General features: G+C 66.7%; 14 protein-coding genes. 6 read left to right on the forward strand and 8 right to left on the reverse strand.

The features are described from left to right. Nucleotides 1-44: 44 nt before the first annotated feature. The 6 genes from ygfZ (at nucleotide 45) to JQ617_RS38420 (ending at nucleotide 6,701) form a co-directional block, all read left to right on the forward strand. Nucleotides 45-920: a CAF17-like 4Fe-4S cluster assembly/insertion protein YgfZ gene (gene ygfZ / locus JQ617_RS38395; protein WP_212030884.1), complete on the forward strand. Its 876-nt coding sequence runs from the start codon at nucleotides 45-47 to the stop codon at nucleotides 918-920. Next, nucleotides 917-1,543: a DNA-3-methyladenine glycosylase I gene (locus tag JQ617_RS38400; protein ID WP_063691889.1), complete on the forward strand. Its 627-nt coding sequence runs from the start codon at nucleotides 917-919 to the stop codon at nucleotides 1,541-1,543. The genes ygfZ and JQ617_RS38400 overlap by 4 nt, the downstream gene beginning before the upstream one ends. Further along, nucleotides 1,540-2,154 carry a YfbR-like 5'-deoxynucleotidase gene (locus tag JQ617_RS38405; RefSeq protein ID WP_212030885.1) on the forward strand — a complete coding sequence of 205 codons (615 nt, stop codon included), beginning with the start codon at nucleotides 1,540-1,542 and terminating at the stop codon, nucleotides 2,152-2,154. The genes JQ617_RS38400 and JQ617_RS38405 overlap by 4 nt, the downstream gene beginning before the upstream one ends. A 144-nt stretch (nucleotides 2,155-2,298) precedes the next feature. Next, nucleotides 2,299-2,805 (forward strand): tyrosine phosphatase family protein, encoded by a 507-nt coding sequence (locus JQ617_RS38410; RefSeq protein ID WP_063691895.1) that lies wholly within the window; start codon nucleotides 2,299-2,301, stop codon nucleotides 2,803-2,805. Between the two features lie 166 nt (nucleotides 2,806-2,971). Continuing rightward, nucleotides 2,972-3,940, forward strand: a complete 969-nt coding sequence (locus JQ617_RS38415; RefSeq protein ID WP_212030886.1) for an NUDIX hydrolase — start codon at nucleotides 2,972-2,974, stop codon at nucleotides 3,938-3,940. 49 nt (nucleotides 3,941-3,989) lie between these two features. Next, on the forward strand, nucleotides 3,990-6,701 hold the full coding sequence (locus tag JQ617_RS38420) for a DUF2339 domain-containing protein (protein WP_212030887.1): 2,712 nt from the start codon (nucleotides 3,990-3,992) through the stop codon (nucleotides 6,699-6,701). A 190-nt stretch (nucleotides 6,702-6,891) separates the two neighbouring features. On the opposite strand, the gene JQ617_RS38425 is transcribed toward JQ617_RS38420, so the two are convergent. The 8 genes from JQ617_RS38425 to JQ617_RS38460 form a co-directional block, all read right to left on the reverse strand. Then, on the reverse strand, nucleotides 6,892-8,580 hold the full coding sequence (locus tag JQ617_RS38425; protein WP_212030888.1) for a methyl-accepting chemotaxis protein: 1,689 nt from the start codon (nucleotides 8,578-8,580) through the stop codon (nucleotides 6,892-6,894). Between the two features lie 303 nt (nucleotides 8,581-8,883). Further along, a complete protein-coding gene (locus tag JQ617_RS38430; protein WP_212030889.1) occupies nucleotides 8,884-10,854 on the reverse strand; it encodes a methyl-accepting chemotaxis protein in 1,971 nt (656 codons plus the stop codon). Between the two features lie 195 nt (nucleotides 10,855-11,049). Then, entirely contained in the window at nucleotides 11,050-12,783 is a 1,734-nt protein-coding gene (locus tag JQ617_RS38435; protein WP_212030890.1) for a methyl-accepting chemotaxis protein, read from the reverse strand. 204 nt (nucleotides 12,784-12,987) lie between these two features. Beyond that, nucleotides 12,988-14,736: a methyl-accepting chemotaxis protein gene (locus JQ617_RS38440; RefSeq protein ID WP_212030891.1), complete on the reverse strand. Its 1,749-nt coding sequence runs from the start codon at nucleotides 14,734-14,736 to the stop codon at nucleotides 12,988-12,990. 228 nt (nucleotides 14,737-14,964) lie between these two features. Further along, nucleotides 14,965-15,198: a DUF6894 family protein gene (locus JQ617_RS38445; RefSeq protein ID WP_212030892.1), complete on the reverse strand. Its 234-nt coding sequence runs from the start codon at nucleotides 15,196-15,198 to the stop codon at nucleotides 14,965-14,967. 165 nt (nucleotides 15,199-15,363) lie between these two features. Continuing rightward, complete coding sequence (locus JQ617_RS38450) at nucleotides 15,364-15,963, reverse strand: hypothetical protein (RefSeq protein ID WP_212030893.1); 600 nt, start codon at nucleotides 15,961-15,963, stop codon at nucleotides 15,364-15,366. A gap of 113 nt (nucleotides 15,964-16,076) precedes the next feature. Continuing rightward, a complete protein-coding gene (gene acuI, locus JQ617_RS38455) occupies nucleotides 16,077-17,063 on the reverse strand; it encodes an acrylyl-CoA reductase (NADPH) (RefSeq protein ID WP_212030894.1) in 987 nt (328 codons plus the stop codon). Between the two features lie 41 nt (nucleotides 17,064-17,104). Continuing rightward, nucleotides 17,105-18,355, reverse strand: a complete 1,251-nt coding sequence (locus tag JQ617_RS38460; RefSeq protein ID WP_212030895.1) for an MFS transporter — start codon at nucleotides 18,353-18,355, stop codon at nucleotides 17,105-17,107. Nucleotides 18,356-18,555: the final 200 nt, after the last annotated feature.

Here is an 18,555-nt window from a genome sequence, read left to right on the forward strand (position 1 = left end):
TGCGGGCTTACGTTCCGCAGCAACATGTCGCAAGAGATATTCGCATGAAATCAGCGTTTCTTCCCGACCGGAGCGTGATCAAGGTCGCGGGCGAGGATGCGCGCAACTTCCTCAACGGCCTGATCACGACCGATGTCGACAGGCTGAAGCCGGGCCTGGGGCGATTCGGCGCGCTACTGACGCCGCAGGGCAAGATCATCGTCGATTTCCTGATCACGGAGGTGCCGGCCGGCCATGGCGGCGGGTTCCTGATCGACTGCCCGAAGGCGCTGGCGGCCACCCTCGCCACCAAGCTGAAATTCTACAAGCTGCGCGCCAAGGTCACGGTGGAAAACCTCGATCTCAGCGTGCTCGCGGCCTGGGACGGCCAGCCCGCGGCGCAGCCGGACCTTGCCTTCACCGATCCGCGCAACGCCGAACTCGGCACCCGCATCCTGATCCCCGAGGATCTCAAGCAGAAGCTGTCCGACCTGATCGGCGCCGACCTGGTCGATGCCGCCGACTACGAGGCGCACCGCATCGCGCTCGGCGTGCCGCGCGGCGGGCTCGATTTCATGTACAGCGATGCGTTCCCGCACGAGACCAACATGGACCGCCTTGCCGGCGTCGATTTCGACAAGGGCTGCTATGTCGGCCAGGAGGTCGTCTCGCGCATGCAGCATCGCGGCACCGCGCGCACGCGCAGCATCAAGGTGCTGCTCGACGACGTCTCGCCGGAAGTCGGCGTCAGCGTGATGGCCGGCGACAAGCAAGTCGGCACCATGGGCTCGTCGGCGCAAGGCAAGGGCATCGCGCTGGTGCGCATCGACCGTGTCGCCGATGCGCTCGACGTCGGCCAGCCGCTCACCGCCGGCGGCCTCACACTGACGCTGGCAGAACCCGACGTCGTCCGCATTCCCGCAAAGCAACCCATCGCATGAGCCGTGCCCCCCGCCTGCATCCCGACGGAAAGACCCGCTGCCCCTGGCCCGGCGAGGATCCGCTTTACGTCGCCTATCACGACACCGAATGGGGCGTGCCCGAATATGACGACCGCGCGCTGTACGAGAAGCTGATCCTCGACGGCTTCCAGGCCGGCCTGTCCTGGATCACGATCCTGCGCAAGCGCGACAATTTCCGCAAAGCCTTCGACGATTTCCAGCCGGAGAAGATCGCGCGCTACACCGACAAGAAGGTGCACGCGCTGATGAACGATGCCGGCATCGTGCGCAACCGCTCCAAGATCGAGGGCACGATCCTGAGCGCGAAGTCGTATCTCGACATCATGGAGAAGGGACCCGGCTTCTCGAAGCTGCTTTGGGACTTCATGGGCGGCAAGCCCAAGGTCAACAACTTCAAGACCACGGCGAGCGTACCGGCCTCGACGCCGCTGTCGGTGCAGATCTCCAAGGAGCTGTCCTCGCGCGGGTTCAAGTTCGTCGGCCCGACCATCGTCTATGCCTTCATGCAGGCGACCGGCATGGTCAACGACCATCTCGTCGACTGCCATTGCCACGCCACCTGCAGCAAGCTGCAGCGCAAGCCGCGCCTCAAGGCCAAATGAGCGCGAAGAAGACGACGCGCGGCGCGGAATCCCGCGCCTGGCAGCGCATGCTGTCAGGCCGGCGGCTCGACCTGCTCGATCCCTCCCCGCTCGACGTCGAGATCGCCGACATCGCCCATGGGCTGGCGCGCGTCGCGCGGTGGAACGGGCAGACCACCGGCGCCCACATCTTCTCGGTCGCGCAGCACACGCTGCTGGTGGAGACCGTGCTGCGGCACGAGATGCCGCGCGTGGACCAGCGCATGCGGCTCGCAGCCCTGCTGCACGATGCGCCCGAATACGTGATCGGCGACATGATCTCGCCGTTCAAGGCGGTGCTCGACGGTCACTACAAGGCGGTGGAGAAGCGCCTGCTCGGCGCCATCCACATCCGCTTCGGCCTGCCGCCGGAGCTGCCCGAGGAGATCACGTTCGCCATCAAGGCCGCCGATCGCGGCGCGGCCTATCTCGAGGCGACCGAGCTTGCCGGCTTCAGCGAAAGCGAGGCGCGGCGCCTGTTCGGCAAGGATCCGGGCCTGTCCGACAGCGTCCGGCGCGACTATCTCACGCCCTGGACCGCGGCGCGGGCCGAGAAGCAGTTTCTGGAGCGGTTCGGCGCGGTGTTTGCGTAGCGTCCTCCCTTCGTAGGGTGGGCAAAGCGAAGCGTGCCCGCCAAACAGAGCGGGGATACGCAACTGCGAGATCGTGGGCACGGCGCTTTGCGCCTTTGCCCACCCTCCAAGCGCTCGCTATAATCGCCGGCAAAAAGGTCCGCCATGATCCACGTCTGTTCCCTCGCCGCGCTTCCCGAGACCGTCCGCATCACCGGTGCCAGCCATGTGCTGACGGTGATGGCCAATGTCGAACAGGTGGCGCGGCCGGTGTCGGTGCTGCCGGCCAACCATCTCAAGGTGTCGATGGACGACATCACCGAGGAGATGGACGGCTTCACCGCACCATCCGAAGCGCATATCGACCAGGTGCTGAATTTCGTGCGCGGCTGGGACCGCGCCGCGCCGCTGGTGGTGCATTGCTATGCCGGCATCAGCCGCTCCACCGCGAGCGCTTTTGCCGCCGTCTGCGCACTCAATCCGGATCGCGACGAGATCGAGATCGCCAAGAAGATCCGCGCGGCCTCCCCCATCGCCTCGCCGAACCGGCGCATCGTCGGCCTCGCCGACCGTGCGCTCGGGCGCAACGGCCGCATGCTGCGCGCACTCGACGAGATGGGCCCCGGCGCGATGATGGTCGAAGGCCGCCCCTTCGTGATCGAGCTCGAATGACCGCTGCGCGCTACATCGCAGGTGCGCTCGTGCCCGGATGTCTCCGCATCGTCATGGCCGGGCCTGTCCCGGCCATCCACGACCTTTGTCGCTGCACCAGGAACGTGGATGCCCGGGACAAGCCCGGGCATGACGGGTTTGTGGCAACAGCTGCGATCATCACCGCATGAGCGAGACGCTGCTGACGCCGATCGAGATCGGCCTGACCGCTGCGATCGTCGCGATCGAGGACCATGAGCCGCTGATCCTCACCGCGCGCGGCAGCGACCGCCTGGCGGGCCTGCCGTTCGGCCCGTTCGACGCGCCGAGCCATCGCACGTTCGAGATCGGCCTGCGCGCCTGGGTCGAGGCGCAGTCGGGTTTGCGGCTCGGCTATGTCGAGCAGCTCTACACTTTCGGCGATCGCGGCCGTCATGCCGAGGCCGGCGACACCGGCGCGCATATGGTGTCGATCGGCTATCTCGCGCTGACGCGCGCGGTGGACGGCGAACTCGCCGCGACCGGGGCGAGCTTCGAGCCCTGGTATCGCTTCTTCCCCTGGGAGGACCGCCGCGAGGAGCCGCCCGCGATCATCGCCCGCGACATCATCCCGGCGCTGACCAGATGGGCCGAGGAGGAGACGCCGGAGACGAGCCGCGCATTGCCGCGCAAGGATCGCGTGCGGTTCTATTTCGGGCTCGACGGCGCGCCCTGGGACGAGGAGCGCGTGCTCGACCGCTACGAGCTGCTCTACGAGGCCGGGCTGGTCGAGGAAGCCAGGCGCGACGGCCGTCCTGCGGCATTAGCGCGCAAGGCGCTGCCCGCCCTCGGCATCTCGATGCGGTTCGACCATCGCCGGATCCTCGCCACGGGGATCGCGCGGCTGCGCGCAAAACTGAAGTATCGTCCTGTCGTATTTGAACTTTTGCCCGCCGAGTTCACACTCACGGAATTGCAGCACACGGTGGAGGCGGTCTCCGGCCGGCACCTGCACAAGCAGAATTTCCGCCGCCTGGTCGAGACGGAGGCCCTGGTCGAACCGACCGGTGTGATGTCGACACAGACGGGCGGACGGCCGGCAGCGCTCTACCGCTTCCGCCGCGTGGTGCTCCAGGAGCGGCCCGCGCCGGGCTTGCGCGTACGCTCCCGGCGCTAGATCCTGATAGTTGGTACCGGCCCCTGCCCGCCGGTTGCCTGGAGGCTTCATGTTCGACGGCCCGTTTGACGTCTTTGCGCTGATCATTGCGATCATCGCCTTCCTGATCGCGATCAAGGCCTCCAACCAAGCGGCCGAGCTGCGCCGCAAGCTCAATACGCTGGAAGAGAAGCTTTACGCGTTGCGGCCGGTGCAGCCGCCGCCGATGCCGGCCTATGTGCAGGCTGAGGCGCCCGCAGCGCCTGCTGCCGAGCCGCCGCCGCTTGCACCGGAAGCCGAAGCCGCGCCGCCTCCGCTCGTGACCGAAGAGGTTGCGCCGCCGCTCGAAGCGAGCAGCGAGGCCGCCGCACCTCCGCCACCGCCGCCGCTGCCCATTCCTGCGCCCGAGCCCGGCTTCGAGGAGCGTCTCGGCACGCGCTGGGTGGTGTGGATCGGCGGCCTTGCGCTCGCGCTCGGCGGCTTCTTCATGGTGCGTTATTCGATCGAGGCCGGCCTCGTCGGCCCCGGCGTGCGCGTCTTCCTCGGCGGCCTGTTCGCAGCCGCCCTGCTCGGCGCCGGCGAATGGACGCGGCGCAAGGAGAGCATCTCCAGCATCGCGGCGCTGCCGATCGCCAACATCCCGGCGATCCTGACCGCAGCCGGCACCGCGGTGGCATTCGCCACCATCTATGCCGCCTACGCGCTCTACGGCTTCCTCGTGCCCGCCACCGCCTTCGTGCTGCTCGGCATCGTCGCGATGTGCACGCTCGCCGCGGCGCTGTTGCACGGGCCCGCGCTTGCAGGCCTCGGCGTCGTCGGCGCCTTCGTGACGCCGGTCCTCGTCTCCAGCGGCAAGCCCGATTATTGGGCGCTCTACATCTACCTCGCCGTCGTCACCGCCGCGAGCTTCGGCCTCGCCCGCATCCGGCTGTGGCGCTGGCTGGCGGTCACGACGATCGGCTTCGCCGTGCTCTGGATCTTCCCGGGCCTCGATACCAACGAGGTGCAGGTCGCGCCGCACGCCTTCCATGCCATCGCCGGCTTCGTGCTTGCCGCGCTGCTGGTCGTCTGCGGCTTCATGTTCGGCCCGACCGTCGAGGACGGCGAGATCGAACCGGTCTCGTCGGGCTCGCTCGGTGCCTATCTGTTCGGTGCGATGCTGATCGTGCTGTCGAGCGCGCATGCCGATCTGGCGCTGGTCGCCTTCACGCTGCTGGTCGGCGGCACGCTGTTCGTCGCCTGGCGCGCATCCGCGGCCACCGGCGCGCTGGGCGCGGCGGCTGCGACCGTGTTCATCGTGTTCGCCGAATGGGCGGTGCGCGCCAATCCGGATATGCTGGTGCTGCCGGGTGGTCCCATCCCGGGCGTCGGCCCCGTCGCGACCGACAGCTCGGTGACGCTGCATCTGGTGACGGCCGCGATCTTCGCCGCCGGCTTCGGCATCGCGGGCTTCTTCGCGCAAGGCAGGTCGAATTCGCCGATCATTCCGGTGGTGTGGTCGGCGGCCGGCGTCGCCACGCCGATCGCGATCCTGGTCGCGCTCTATGCGCGCATCGCCCATCTCGACCGCTCGATCCCGTTCGCGATCCTCGCGGTGCTGCTCGCGGCGGCCTTCGGCGCCGCGACCGAGGCGCTGATGCGCCGGGAGGAACGGCCGGGCGTGGCAACCTCGATCGCGCTGTTCGCGACCGGCACGCTCGGCGCATTGGCGCTGGCGCTGACCTTCGCTCTGGAGAAGGGCTGGCTCACCATCGCGCTCGCGCTGATGTCGCTCGGCACGGCCTGGATCTCGCTGCAGCGGCCGATCCCGGTGCTGCGCCGGCTCGCTGCGATCTTCGCCGCGATCGTCACCGCGCGCATCGTCTATGATCCGCGCATCGTCGGCGATGCCGTCGGCACGACGCCGATCTTCAACTGGCTGCTGTGGGGCTACGGCCTGCCGGCGGCCTCGTTCTGGGGCGCGAGCATCTTCCTGCGCCGCCGCGCCGACGACCCGCCGCTGCGCGTGGTCGAAGCCGCCGCGATCCTGTTCACCGCGCTGCTCGCTTTCATGGAGGTCCGCCATTTTGCGACCGGCGGCGACATGATCTCGCCGCCCTCGCTGCTCGAATGCGCACTGCAGGTCTGCGTCGCGCTCGCCATGGCGATCGGGCTGGAGCGCCTGCGGCTGCGCAGCCGCAGCATCGTGCACAATGTCGGCGCGGTCGTCCTGACGGCGATCGCGGGCCTCATCAGCGTGTTCGGCCTCCTCATCCTGGAAAACCCGCTGATCTGGCGCGTCGATGTCGGCGGCGCCGTGTTCAACCTGCTGCTGCTCGGCTACGCGCTTCCGGCGGTGCTGATGCTGCTGTTGTCCTATGCGGTGGTCGGCGAACGCGGCACGGTCTACGCCAACACGATCGCGGGCGGCGCACTGCTGTTCGCACTCGTTTATGTGACGCTGGAGATCCGCCGCTTCTATCACGGCCCGATCCTGTCCACCGGACCGACCACGGGCGCGGAGCAATACACCTATTCGATCGGGTGGCTTGCCTTCGGCGTGGTGCTGCTCGGCGTCGGCATTCTCGTCAATTCGGAGCGTGCCCGCCTCGCGTCGGCGGCCGTCATCGCGCTGACGATCCTGAAGGCTTTCGTCATCGACATGTCGACGCTGACGGGCGTCTACCGCGCGCTGTCCTTCATGTGCCTCGGCGTCGTGCTGGTCGCGATCGGATGGCTCTACCAGCGCATCCTGTTCCGGCGGCAGGTCACACCGCCGCCGGCGCCGCAGACGGGCACGTAACCTTAGGCGTAACGAGCTCAGGTTCGAGTGTTTGCGGGAGGTGCGCTCCCTCTCCCGCTTGCGGGAGAGGGTGTTTCCGCAATGGCCCCCCCTAGAGGAGAGAACCCTCACCCGGCGCGCGGGACGATGCTTCGCATCGCCCGGGACGCGCCGACCTCTCCCGCAAGCGGGAGAGGTGAAGAAAATCGTGCTAGGCCGCGCGAACCGATTCCAGGAACTGCGCAACCTCGACCTTGAGACGCGTGCTGTCGCTGGCCAGCGACTTCGCCGCCGACAGCACCTCGGTCGAGGCCTCGCCGGTCTCGGTCGCGCCGCGCTGCACGTCGACGATGTTTGACGAGACCTCCTGCGTGCCGACCGAGGCCTGCTGGACGTTGCGCGAGATTTCCTGCGTCGCCGCGCCCTGCTCCTCGACGGCGGCGGCAATGGCCGCGGACACTTCGGACAGCCGCTCGATGGTGCCGCCGATCTCCTGGATGGCGCTGACGGATTCTTCCGTCGCGGCCTGGATGCCCGACACCTGCGCCCCAATCTCGCCGGTCGCCTTCGCGGTCTGCTCGGCCAGCGCCTTGACCTCGGAGGCGACGACGGCAAAGCCACGCCCCGCTTCGCCCGCGCGTGCCGCCTCGATGGTGGCGTTCAGCGCCAGCAGATTGGTCTGGCCGGCAATGGTGTTGATGAGCTCGACCACGTCGCCGATGCGGGACGCCGCCAGCGACAGCGCATTGACGCGCTCGTTGGTCCGCGCCGCCTGCTCGACCGCTTCCGCCGCCATCCGCGCCGAATCCTGGACGCGGCGGCTGATCTCGGTGATCGAGGAGGACAGCTCCTCGGAGGCGGACGCAACCGCCTGGACGTTGGTGGAGGCTTCCTCGGAAGCCGCGGCAACGACCGTGGCCAGCTCCTGGCCGCGCTGCGCGGTGCTGGTCAGGGTCGACGCCGACGCCTCGAGCTCGGTCGAGGCCGAGGAGACGGTGCCGACGACTTCGCCGATCATCGCCTCGAACTTGCGCGTGATGGCATCGACGCGGCGCCCGCGCTCGATCTTGGCTTCGGCGTCGAGCCTGGCCGCCTCGTCGGCCTCCCGCTTGGCGATCAGCGCCTCCTTGAAGATCTGCAGCGCATCCGCCATCGAACCGATTTCGGTCTTCTCGCCGCGATGCGGCACGTCGGCTGAGAGGTCGCCCTCGCCGAGCGACTGCATCGGCTTGATGATGGAGGCAATGCCGCGCGAAACGTCCCGCACGAGGTAGTAGGCCGCGCCGATCGCGATCACGACCGAGAGCACGATGATGCCGACCAGCACGCGGAAGATCAGGGCGTAGCTGTCGGCCGCCTGCCTGGTCTCCAGCTCGGCGCCGCGGTTGTTCATCTCGATGCCCTTCTGCAGCAGCGGATCGGCCGCCTGGGCCATCTTCGCCACCTTGGTCTGCAGCAGCTCGTTGGCATCGGCCGGGAACTTGCCGACGCCCTTGCGCGACAGCGCCATCACGTCCTGCACGCCGTTCAGATACTCGGCCCACGCCTTGGTCCACTGCTCATAGAGCGAGCGCTCTTCGGCGGATGTGATCAGCGGCTCGTAGACCTTGCGGGTCTGGTCGATGCGCGCCTGCAGCGAGGCGAGGCGCTTCTCGGCGGCTTCCTTGCCTTCAGCCGTGTCCTGCATCAGATGCAGACGGAGCGCGACGCGCAGCTCGTTGATGTCGGCGCGAAGCGAGCCCAGCGCACGCACGCTCGGCAGCCAGCTCTCTGCGATCTCGACGGTGTGAGCGTTGATGTTCTGCATCGTGCCGATTGCCGTCACGCCGACGCCTGCGAGCGAGAGCACGAGGACCGACAGCACGGTCAGAAGCTTGAAGACGATCGACAACTTCGACATCACGATAAATCCCGATAATACCCAACAACGCACGAGTTACCCGCCGCCATCGTCGCAACCGACGACGGGACGGAGTTCATTCCAACAATGCTGGCTGGTTCTTGTCCGGTAAGATTGCGCCCATAATTGCAAACAGGCGTTAACAGGAACCTACGTGAAACTACGGAAGACGCTGTCGCCGGGATCACAGTTTCGCAATCACGCGCTGCAGTGCAACAGGCGCCGCGCAGAACTTCACCTGCGCTGCCCAACCTGCGTACCCCGCATCATTCAATGACGGCGCCGGACGGCCGGCTCAATTCCTCACGCCGCCCGGACCGACTCCAGGAAGCGCGCGACCTCGCCCTTCAACCGGTTGCTTTCCTGCGACAGCGACTGCGCGGCCGAATGCACCTGCGCCGAAGCGGCTCCGGTCTCGCCGGCGCCGCGCTGGACGTCGCCGATATTCGCCGAGACTTCGGACGTGCCGTGCGCGGCATGTTGGATGTTGCGGGAGATCTCCTGCGTTGCCGCGCCCTGCTCCTCCACCGCGGCGGCGATGGTCGAGGAGATCTCCGACATCCGCGCGATGGTGTCGCCGATCTCCTTGATCGCGCCGACGGAGTCCTCCGTCGCGGTCTGGATCGCGCCGATATGCTGGCTGATCTCGCCCGTGGCCTTCGCGGTCTGCTCGGCCAGCGCCTTCACCTCGGTCGCGACCACCGCGAACCCCTTGCCGGCTTCGCCGGCACGCGCCGCCTCGATCGTTGCGTTGAGCGCCAGAAGATTGGTCTGGGCGGCGATGGTGTTGATCAATTCGACCACGTCGCCGATGCGGCTCGCCGCCTTCGTCAACTCGGCGACGCGCGCGTTGGTACGCTCGGCCTGTCCGACCGCAACGTCGGCGACGCGCGCCGATTCCTGCACCTGGCGGCTGATCTCCGAGATCGAGGAGGTCATCTCCTCGCTCGCCGACGACACCGACTGCACGTTGGCGGACGCCTCTTCCGAAGCCGCCGCCACGGCGGTTGCGAGGCCGTTGCCGCGTTCGGCGGCCTGCGTCAGCGTGTTGGAAGAGGCCTCGAGCTCGGTTGCCGCCGACGACACCGTCTCGATGATCTCGCCGACCGCCCCTTCGAAGCTGTCGGCGAGCCGCCGCATGTCGGCCTTGCGCTGCTCGCGCCCGCGCGCATCCGTTTCCGCCTGCTCGAGGCGCAGCCGCTCGGCTTCCGCCATGCTGGTCCTGAACACCTCGACAGCGCCGGCCATTTCGCCGATCTCGTCCCTGCGCCCGACGCCGGGCACGGAGATCGAAAGCTCGCCGCGCGCAAGCCGCGTCATCGCACCGACCATGCCACCGAGCGCCTTCGAGATCGAGCGTCCGAGCAGAAAACCGATCAATGCGAGCACGACGACGGTGATGCCGAAGGCGACCGCCATCCACAAGCGCACGGCATCGCGGGTCGCGGTCTCGGCGACATCGGCCTGCTTGTACATGGCATCGACTGAAGTCCTGACCTCGGCCATCACAGGCTCGATGTCGCGGAAGGTCTTCATCATGGCGGCGTCGAGCGCCGCACTCTGTTGCGCGGTCTCGGACCAGGCCGCGAACTCGGACAGGTATTTCTGAAGCTTGGCCGTGATGTCGTCCATCACCGCCGTCGGCACCGCGACGACCTCGATCGCGTTGGAGAATTCAACCGCAGCCTTCTTCACCTCGGCAATGTATTTCGGGTCGCGCCGGAGCATGAAATCCTTCTCGTGCCGGCGCATCATCAGCATCCAGGTCGTCGTCCGGGGATCGTCGATCTCCTTCAGCTTGGTCTCGATGTCGTGCACGGCGCCGCGAAGCGATCCGGAGAGGCCGAGCTTCTCGTTCAACCCGAGCCTGGTCTCTGCAGACACCAGCGCGGCGAAGTCCGCCGCATAGCGCTTGAAGCCGTCCTGGGCGTGCTTCGTCTTCTCGGCCAGTGCGCTCATGCCGGCGGCCGCCATCAGCCGGGCCGCCTCGTCGAAATCGCGGTTGATCGGCCCGATCAGCTCGGCATGCGCCTTGGCATAGCTCTCGGTCCGGCGCTGCTGGAAATTCTTCTCGTTGCGCCTTGCCTCCAGCATGTCGATCGAAAGCTGCTTGTTGAGGTCGGCGATCGCGCGGGCGCGGTTGGCAACGGCGCGGGAGGCATCCTGGGAGAGGCTGCCGATCTCATAGATCGCGCCGAAAGCGGCGAGACCGACCAGGCCGAACAGTCCGATCGCCATGACCTTGTGGGTCAGGCGGATGGAGAGGCCGCTCATGAATGTGCTCCAAAACGCTCGAGAGGCAATACAGGCAGGGCGACTCACCCTGGAAAACGCGGGCATCATGCCCGCATCGCTTTTCCGGAAAGTTAACCCTGCGCCTCATTCGTCGTGGCCGCAGCACGGCGCGCGCGCAGCCGCCCGCCTCCACCCGCGGCGGCTGCAGACGGAAGCTGCGGAAGGAGGCCGCCGTCAGGCGGCGCGCACGGTGCCGAGGAACTTGCCGACCTCGAGCTTGAGGCGATTGCTGTCGCCGGACAGCGACTGCGCGGCCGAGAGCACCTGCGCCGACGCCGAGCCGGTCTCGCTCGCGCCGCGTTGCACGTCGGTGATGTTGGACGACACCTGATGGGTGCCCTCCGCCGCCTGCTGAACGTTGCGCGAGATTTCCTGGGTCGCCGCGCCCTGCTCTTCGACGGCCGCTGCGATCGTCGAGGAGATCTCCGACAGCTTTTCGATGGTGTGGCTGATGTCCTTGATGGCGCCGACCGAATGCTCAGTTGCGGTCTGGATGCTAGCGATCTGCTGACCGATCTCGCCGGTGGCCTTCGCGGTCTGTTCGGCGAGCGCCTTGACCTCGGAGGCCACGACCGCAAAGCCCTTGCCGGCTTCGCCGGCGCGCGCCGCTTCGATCGTGGCATTGAGCGCCAGCAGATTGGTCTGGCCAGCGATGGTGTTGATCAACTCGACGACGTCGCCGATCCGCGTCGCAGCCTTGGACAATTCACTGACGCGCTCGGTCGTGGTGCGCGCCTGCCCTACCGCCTCGCTCGCCACCCGCGCGGATTCCTGAACCTGACGGCTGATCTCGGTGATGGACGACGATAGCTCCTCCGTCGCCGACGCCACCGACTGCACGTTGGTGGAGGCTTCCTCGGACGCGGCGGCAACCATGGTGGTGAGCTCCTGGCCGCGCTCCGCGGTCGAGGTCAGCGTCGACGCCGAGGCTTCCAGCTCGGTCGCGGCCGACGACACGGTGTCCACGATCTCGCCGATCGCAGCTTCGAACCCGTCCGCGAGCTTGTGCATCTCGGCCTTGCGCTGCGCGGCGGCGGCCTGGTCCTGCCTGATCTGGGCCTCGGCTTCCTCGCGCGCCTTCTGTTCCGAGACGACCTTGAACTTCTCGACGGCCGCAGCGACCCCGCCGACTTCGTCCTTGCGGCCGAGACCGGGCAGCACCACCGAGAAATCGCCGTCGGCGAGCTTGTCCATGGCCATGGTGAGCGCGCGGATCGGACGAGCGATGGTGAAGAACGACATCAGCCATGAGCCGATGAGGATGAGCATCGCACAGATGCCGACCACGATACCGAGACGCTCGCTCGCGGACATCTCCTGCGCCGCGGCGGCAAGCTCTTCATCGCTTCTGTGCCTGGCAAAATCCGCGATCTCGGTCGTGATCGTGTCGAGCTGGGCCGCAATCGGCAGTGTCACCTCACGCGCCAGGCGCACGCCTTCTTCGGACAGCTTGGCGGCTGTCGTGGCGTCCGTCGCGGCTAGGGCAATGGCCTCGCCGCGAACGGCGGCGAACTGCTGCGCACCCTTGAGGTAGTCCCCCGACAAAGTTTTCAGCTTCTGGATCCGCGCGCGGTTCTCAGCGGCGTGGGACAGCTTGAGCATGGCATCGGTGGTATCGTTCAGCGCTTTTGAGCGCTCGACGAGACTCTCGCCGGCCTTTTTCAGATCGGCCGCATTGCCGGCGAGCCGGATATCGCGGGCGCTGAGCTGCATGCTGCGCGCACCCAGCTTGGCTTCGATCGCATCCCTCGCCAGTTCCTGCTGCGCCATTGCAGCCTGGTTGGATTGCCGCACGGCGCTATTGCCGATGATCTGGCTCGCGATCATCGCGGCGACCAAGAGGAGGCCGAACGCTGAAGCGAGCGCCAGCTTGGTGCCGATTTTCAAATTCCGGAAGAGGCTCAACATGGGCATGCTTTCCTGAGGGAATGCGCAGCCGGGTCATTGCCGGCCGCCCTTGGCGTTGATCGCCCTTGCCCGAAAAATGAGCGCGAGCCATTCCAAATTGGTTAACGACGTCCCCCGGAGAAATACCGGATCAGCGCGAAAACCCCTTTAAATCCAGCACGGAATGCGAGTTCCACAGGTTAATTGCACGCAGAGATGGGAACCTCAGGCGGCCCGCACCGTCTCGAGAAACTTGCCGACTTCGAGCTTGAGACGGTTGCTGTCGCCGGACAGCATTTGCGCCGCGGACAGCACTTGCGAGGAGGCCGAGCCGGTCTCGCTCGCGCCGCGCTGGACGTCGGTGATGTTGGACGAGACCTGCTGGGTGCCGTGCGCAGCCTGCTGCACGTTGCGGGAGATTTCCTGCGTGGCCGCCCCCTGCTCTTCCACCGCAGCCGCGATGGTCGAGGAGATCTCCGACAGCTTTTCGATGGTGTCGCTGATGTCCTTGATGGCGCCGACCGATTCCTGGGTCGCGGCCTGAATGCCGGAGATCTGCTGGCCGATCTCGCCGGTCGCCTTCGCGGTCTGCTCGGCGAGCGCCTTCACCTCGGAGGCGACGACCGCAAAGCCCTTGCCGGCCTCGCCGGCGCGCGCCGCCTCGATCGTGGCGTTGAGCGCCAGCAAATTGGTCTGGCCCGCGATGGTGTTGATCAACTCAACGACGTCGCCGATCCGCGTCGCGGCCTTGGACAATTCGCTGACGCGCTCGGTCGTGGTGCGGGCCTGCCCGACGGCTTCGCTCGCCACGCGCGCGGATTCCTGCACCTGCCGGCTGATCTCCGTGATGGAGGAGGACAGCTCTTCCGTGGCCGAGGCCACCGACTGCACGTTGGTCGAGGCTTCCTCGGAGGCGGCCGCAACCACCGTCGTGAGCTGCTGCGTACGCTCGGCCGTCGAGGTCAGCGTGGTGGCGGACGCCTCCAGCTCGGTCGAGGCCGACGACACCGTCCCGACGATCTCGCCGACGGCGCCTTCGAAACTGTCCGCGAGCTTGCGCATCTCGGCCTTGCGCTGCTCGGCCGCGACCTGGTCCTGGTGCATCTTGGCTTCCGCTTCCTCGCGCGCCTTCCGCTCGGACACGACCTTGAACTTCTCCACGGCACCGGCGACCTCGCCGACCTCGTCCTTGCGGCCAAGGCCCGGCAACACCACCGAGAAATCGCCGGCGGCGAGCTTCTCCATCGCCGCGGTCAATGCGCGCATGGGCCGCGCGATGCTGAAGACGGAGAAGATGCAGGCACAGATCAGGACCAGCGCAACCAGCAGGCCCGTCACGAACGACGTCCGCGCGACGGAGGCCGCCTGCGCTTCGGCGGCGGAACGTGCCTCACCGCTGCTCTGCTTCGCGGAGTTCGTGATCTCGTTGGTCAGCTCCGATATCTCGTCGTTGATCGGCGCCAGCGTCTCTTTGCGGATCCGATTGACCTCGGCGGTCAGCTTCGCGTGCTGCGCGGCTGCGTCACCGCTCGCGCCCTTCTGGGTGTCGAGCGCGAGCTCCTGCTTGCGGATCGCCTCGATCTGCTGCTCGCCCTTCTGGAAGCCGCCGATCAGCGTGGTCAGGCGCTCGATCCGCGTCTGGTTGTCCGGTGAATGCGAAAGCCTCGCCATTTCGCCCGCGAATTTCAGGGCTGCCGTTTGCCGGTCGTTGAAATAGGTGACGGCCTTCTGCATCTCGGCCGGCGAGGCTGATGTGAGGATGTCGCGAATGCCGATCTGCATGCCGCGGACCGAGGCTTTCGCCTCCGCGGCGTTCTGCGCAATCGCCTGCTGTTCGGATGCACCGTTGCTGAGTTTCTGGACCTCGGCGCCGCCATCCATCTGCAGAACGATCATCAGCGCAACGAGCCCGATCGTGAGCAGCGAGGTGATGGCGAGCTTGGTACCAATTCGCAGGTTCTGAATAAACGACATCGAACTTTCCCCGGGATACGCATTGCCGCGGCAGGCGCGCGAACGGCCGTGGGGAAAATTAGCCGCGAGGTTCCTCATTAACGTTAAGTGGGAGCGCGACAGCGTGGGTAGGAATACGGAGAACGCTGCTCAAATCGTCGAATTTACACAGCTATCGCGTGCAGAGCGGAGACGCCTCGCGGATTTGCGGAGGCTGCATTCGTTAACGGCGTGCGGTGTCCGCGGCTGTCAGGACACCGTCTCGCCCATGATGCTGATGCGGAACACCGGCTGCTTGTGCTCGTCGAGCAGCTCCATGCTCCACTTCGCGTTCGGCTTCATGCTGCGCGCGATCCCGCCGAGCAGGTTGGCGCAGACCTCGGTCATCTCGGACCACGCCGCGGCGCGGTCATCGAACTCGTAAGGCTGATCGGCGGCGCCGGAATAGCGGCCGGTGCTGATGCGGAAGAAGTACAGCGACATCGTTGAACCCTTGAATAGGGCCGCGTCCCCCGGCCGTACCCAAACTGGGACGCCAACAGCTACCAACGCATGAAAGCTGCGCACCGTATGACTACGGCGCAGCCGCTCGGCGTCTCATGGGAACATATTCAACGACAGGCTGCGTGGCCCGTGGCGTGCAGCTGCTCACTGAGTCGAGCGGCGCAGCTCCAGCGGACCCTCGTTCCTGACGGGGTCCGACTTGGCTTCGGACTTCACCGGCTCGAGCCGGCTGCTCTCGACGCGCGGGGTCTCGACACGCGCGGCGACCTCGGTGTTCGGCGCGCCGACCGACCCGGTATGCTCGGAAGAACGCAGCGAGCGCGGACGCGCCACCGCGCGCGCCATCAGCATCTGATTGCCGCCCTGGTGATGGAAGTCGCAATACGCGAAGCCCATGCCGGACACCGAGCCGCGGAAGCTGCGGTCGTCGGTCTTTTCCAGGTTGAAACAGGGCTCGAACGGAATGCCCTTGATCGAGGCGCAGACGTTCTGGCCGCGGATCTGGAGCGTGTTGCCGGGCAGGCGGAGATGCTTCACCGGGCCCGAGCCCGAGAACTGCACGGCGCCGGCGGCGCCGAGGTCGTCGAGGATGCGGCCCGCACCGCGGGTGCCATCGAAACAGGTGAAAGCGAATACCTTGCCGGCCACGAAGCGGCGCGCCTCATCGGCGTTCATGCTTCCTGCAATGGCCGGCGCAAACGTCGCCGCTGCCGTGACAGCCCCCAACACAATACGCGCAAGCATGCTCAACTCCGAACCAACCCCCGCAGCGGGCGATGCCTTATCTCTTTACCCGCTGCTTACCATACTAACCAAGGCAACATTGAAGCAGCTTGGTTGGTAAAGTCTGAACGCCGTTAGAGAATCTTTACCACGATGCGGCCGCGGACCTGGCCGGCGAGGATTTTCGCGCCCCATTCGGAAACCTGGTCGAGCGAAATTTCCTGAGTGATTTCAGATAGTTTCGTCCGATCAAGGTCGGAGGCCAGGCGCTGCCAGGCGGCTTTGCGCGGCGGAAGCGGGCACATCACGGAATCGATGCCGAGAAGGCACACTCCGCGCAAAATGAAGGGCGCGACCGAAGACGGCAGGTCCATGCCGGCCGCCAGGCCGCAGGCGGCGATCGCGCCGCCGTATTTCGTCATCGACAGCAGATTCGCGAGCGTGGTCGAGCCGACGCTGTCGACGCCGCCCGCCCAGCGCTCCTTGGCCAGCGGCTTGGCCGGTGCCGACAATTCATTGCGGTCGATCACTTCCGCAGCGCCGATCTCCTTCAGATAGTCCGCTTCCGCAGCGCGGCCGGTCGAGGCGATGACGTGATAGCCGAGCTTGGACAGCACGGCGGTTGCGACCGAGCCGACGCCGCCGGCGGCACCCGTCACCACGACGGGACCGCTCTTCGGTGAGATACCGTGCTTCTCCAGCGCCAGCACCGAGAGCATCGCGGTGAAGCCGGCCGTGCCGATCGCCATGGCGTCGCGCGTGGACAGTCCCTGCGGCAGGGCGACCAGCCAGTCGCCCTTCACCCGCGCCTTCTCGGCATAGGCCCCGAGATGGGTCTCGCCCATGCCCCAGCCGGTGCAGACGACCTTGTCGCCCGCCTTCCACTGCGGATGCGAGGACTGCTCGACCGTGCCGGCGAAGTCGATGCCGGCAATCATCGGGAAGCGGCGCACCACGGGCGCCTTGCCTGTGAGCGCGAGGCCGTCCTTGTAGTTCAGCGTCGACCATTCCACGCGGACGGTGACGTCGCCCTCCATCAGCTCGGCTTCGTCGAACTGCGCGAGCTGCGCGGTGGTGCCCTTGTCCGCCTTGTCGATCCGGATCGCCTTGAATGTGGCCACGGCTGAACTCCCTGACTTGTTTGTCAGGGATGTTTAGCCGATCAGGCAGGCTGCGCAACCGGCCGTGCGACGGGTTTCTCCACGATCGGAAGATTGATCAGCGCCGAGAGCACGCCGAACAGGATCGAGAGCCACCAGATCGGCGTGTAGGAACCGTATTTCTCGAACACGATGCCGCCGAGCCAGACGCCGAGGAAGCCGCCGACCTGATGGCTGACGAAGGCGAAGCCATAGAGTGTCGCGAGCCACCGCGTGCCGAACATCAGCGCCACCAGCGCCGAGGTCGGCGGCACCGTCGACAGCCAGGTCAGGCCCGAGACCGCGCCGAACGCGATCGCCGAGAACGGCGTGATCGGGAACGAGATGAAGGCGAGCGTCGCAAGCGCGCGGGTGAAATAGATGGTCGAGAGGATGTAGCGCTTGGGCAGAGTGTTCTGGAGATAGCCGACGCTGAGCGAGCCGATGATGTTGAACAGGCCGATCGCCGCGATCACCCAGCCGCCGGTTTGCGTCGAGATGCCGCGATCCACCAGGAACGCCGGCAGATGCACGGTGATGAAGGCGAGCTGGAAGCCGCAGGTGAAGAAGCCGAGCACCAGCAGCACGTAGGAGCGGTGTCCGAAGGCTTCCGCGAGCGCCTTCGTAAACGTCTGCTCGTCCGCAGGCGTCGCGTTGGCCGTGGTCGCGACCCGCGGCGTCGAGAGCGCCAGCGACAGCGGAATGATCAGCAGCATCAGGAAGCCGAACACGGTGAGCGCCTGCTGCCAGCCGAAATTGTCGATCAGCGCGACGCCGATCGGCGCAAACAGGAACTGGCCGAACGAGCCCGCCGCGGTGCCGGCGCCAAGCGCGAGGCCACGCTTCTCCGCAGGCAGCAGCTTGCTGAAGGCCGACAGCACCAGGTTGAACGAGCAGCCGGCGAGACCGAAGCCGACCATCACGCCCGCGCCGATGTTCAGCGACAGCGGCGTCGAGGAATAGCGCATCAGCAGGAGGCCGCCGGCATAGAGCAGCGCCCCGACGCACATCACCCGGAACAGGCCGAAGCGATCGGCGACCGCGCCGGCGAACGGCTGGCCCAATCCCCACAACAGGTTCTGCACGGCGATGGCGAGGCCGAACACGTCGCGGCCCCAGGAGAACTCATGGCTCATCGGCTGCACGAAGAAACCGAGCGCCGAGCGCGGACCGAAGCCGAGCATGCCGATGGCGCAGCCGCAGAGAATGATGATGGCCGGAGTACGCCAGGAGGAACGGGATGCCGAACCGAGCTCGCCCATCTGTGTCGACATGCACGTCCTCATGTGTCGTTGGCGGCTCCGAAATAGGTCACCGCGATTCAGGCGTTTAATGCAGATGCATGAAAATCCCAAGCCAAAAATGATTGCGTTCCACGAAGGGCTGCCGCGGGAGCATTGCGTTTCTCCGCGGGCTCGTCCGACGCGCGCGGCCGACTTGACGGGAATGTGTGCGGTCAGCTCTGGCGGGCCGT

The sequence above is a fragment of the Bradyrhizobium sp. KB893862 SZCCT0404 genome (assembly GCF_018130885.1).
Taxonomy (GTDB): domain Bacteria; phylum Pseudomonadota; class Alphaproteobacteria; order Rhizobiales; family Xanthobacteraceae; genus Bradyrhizobium; species Bradyrhizobium stylosanthis.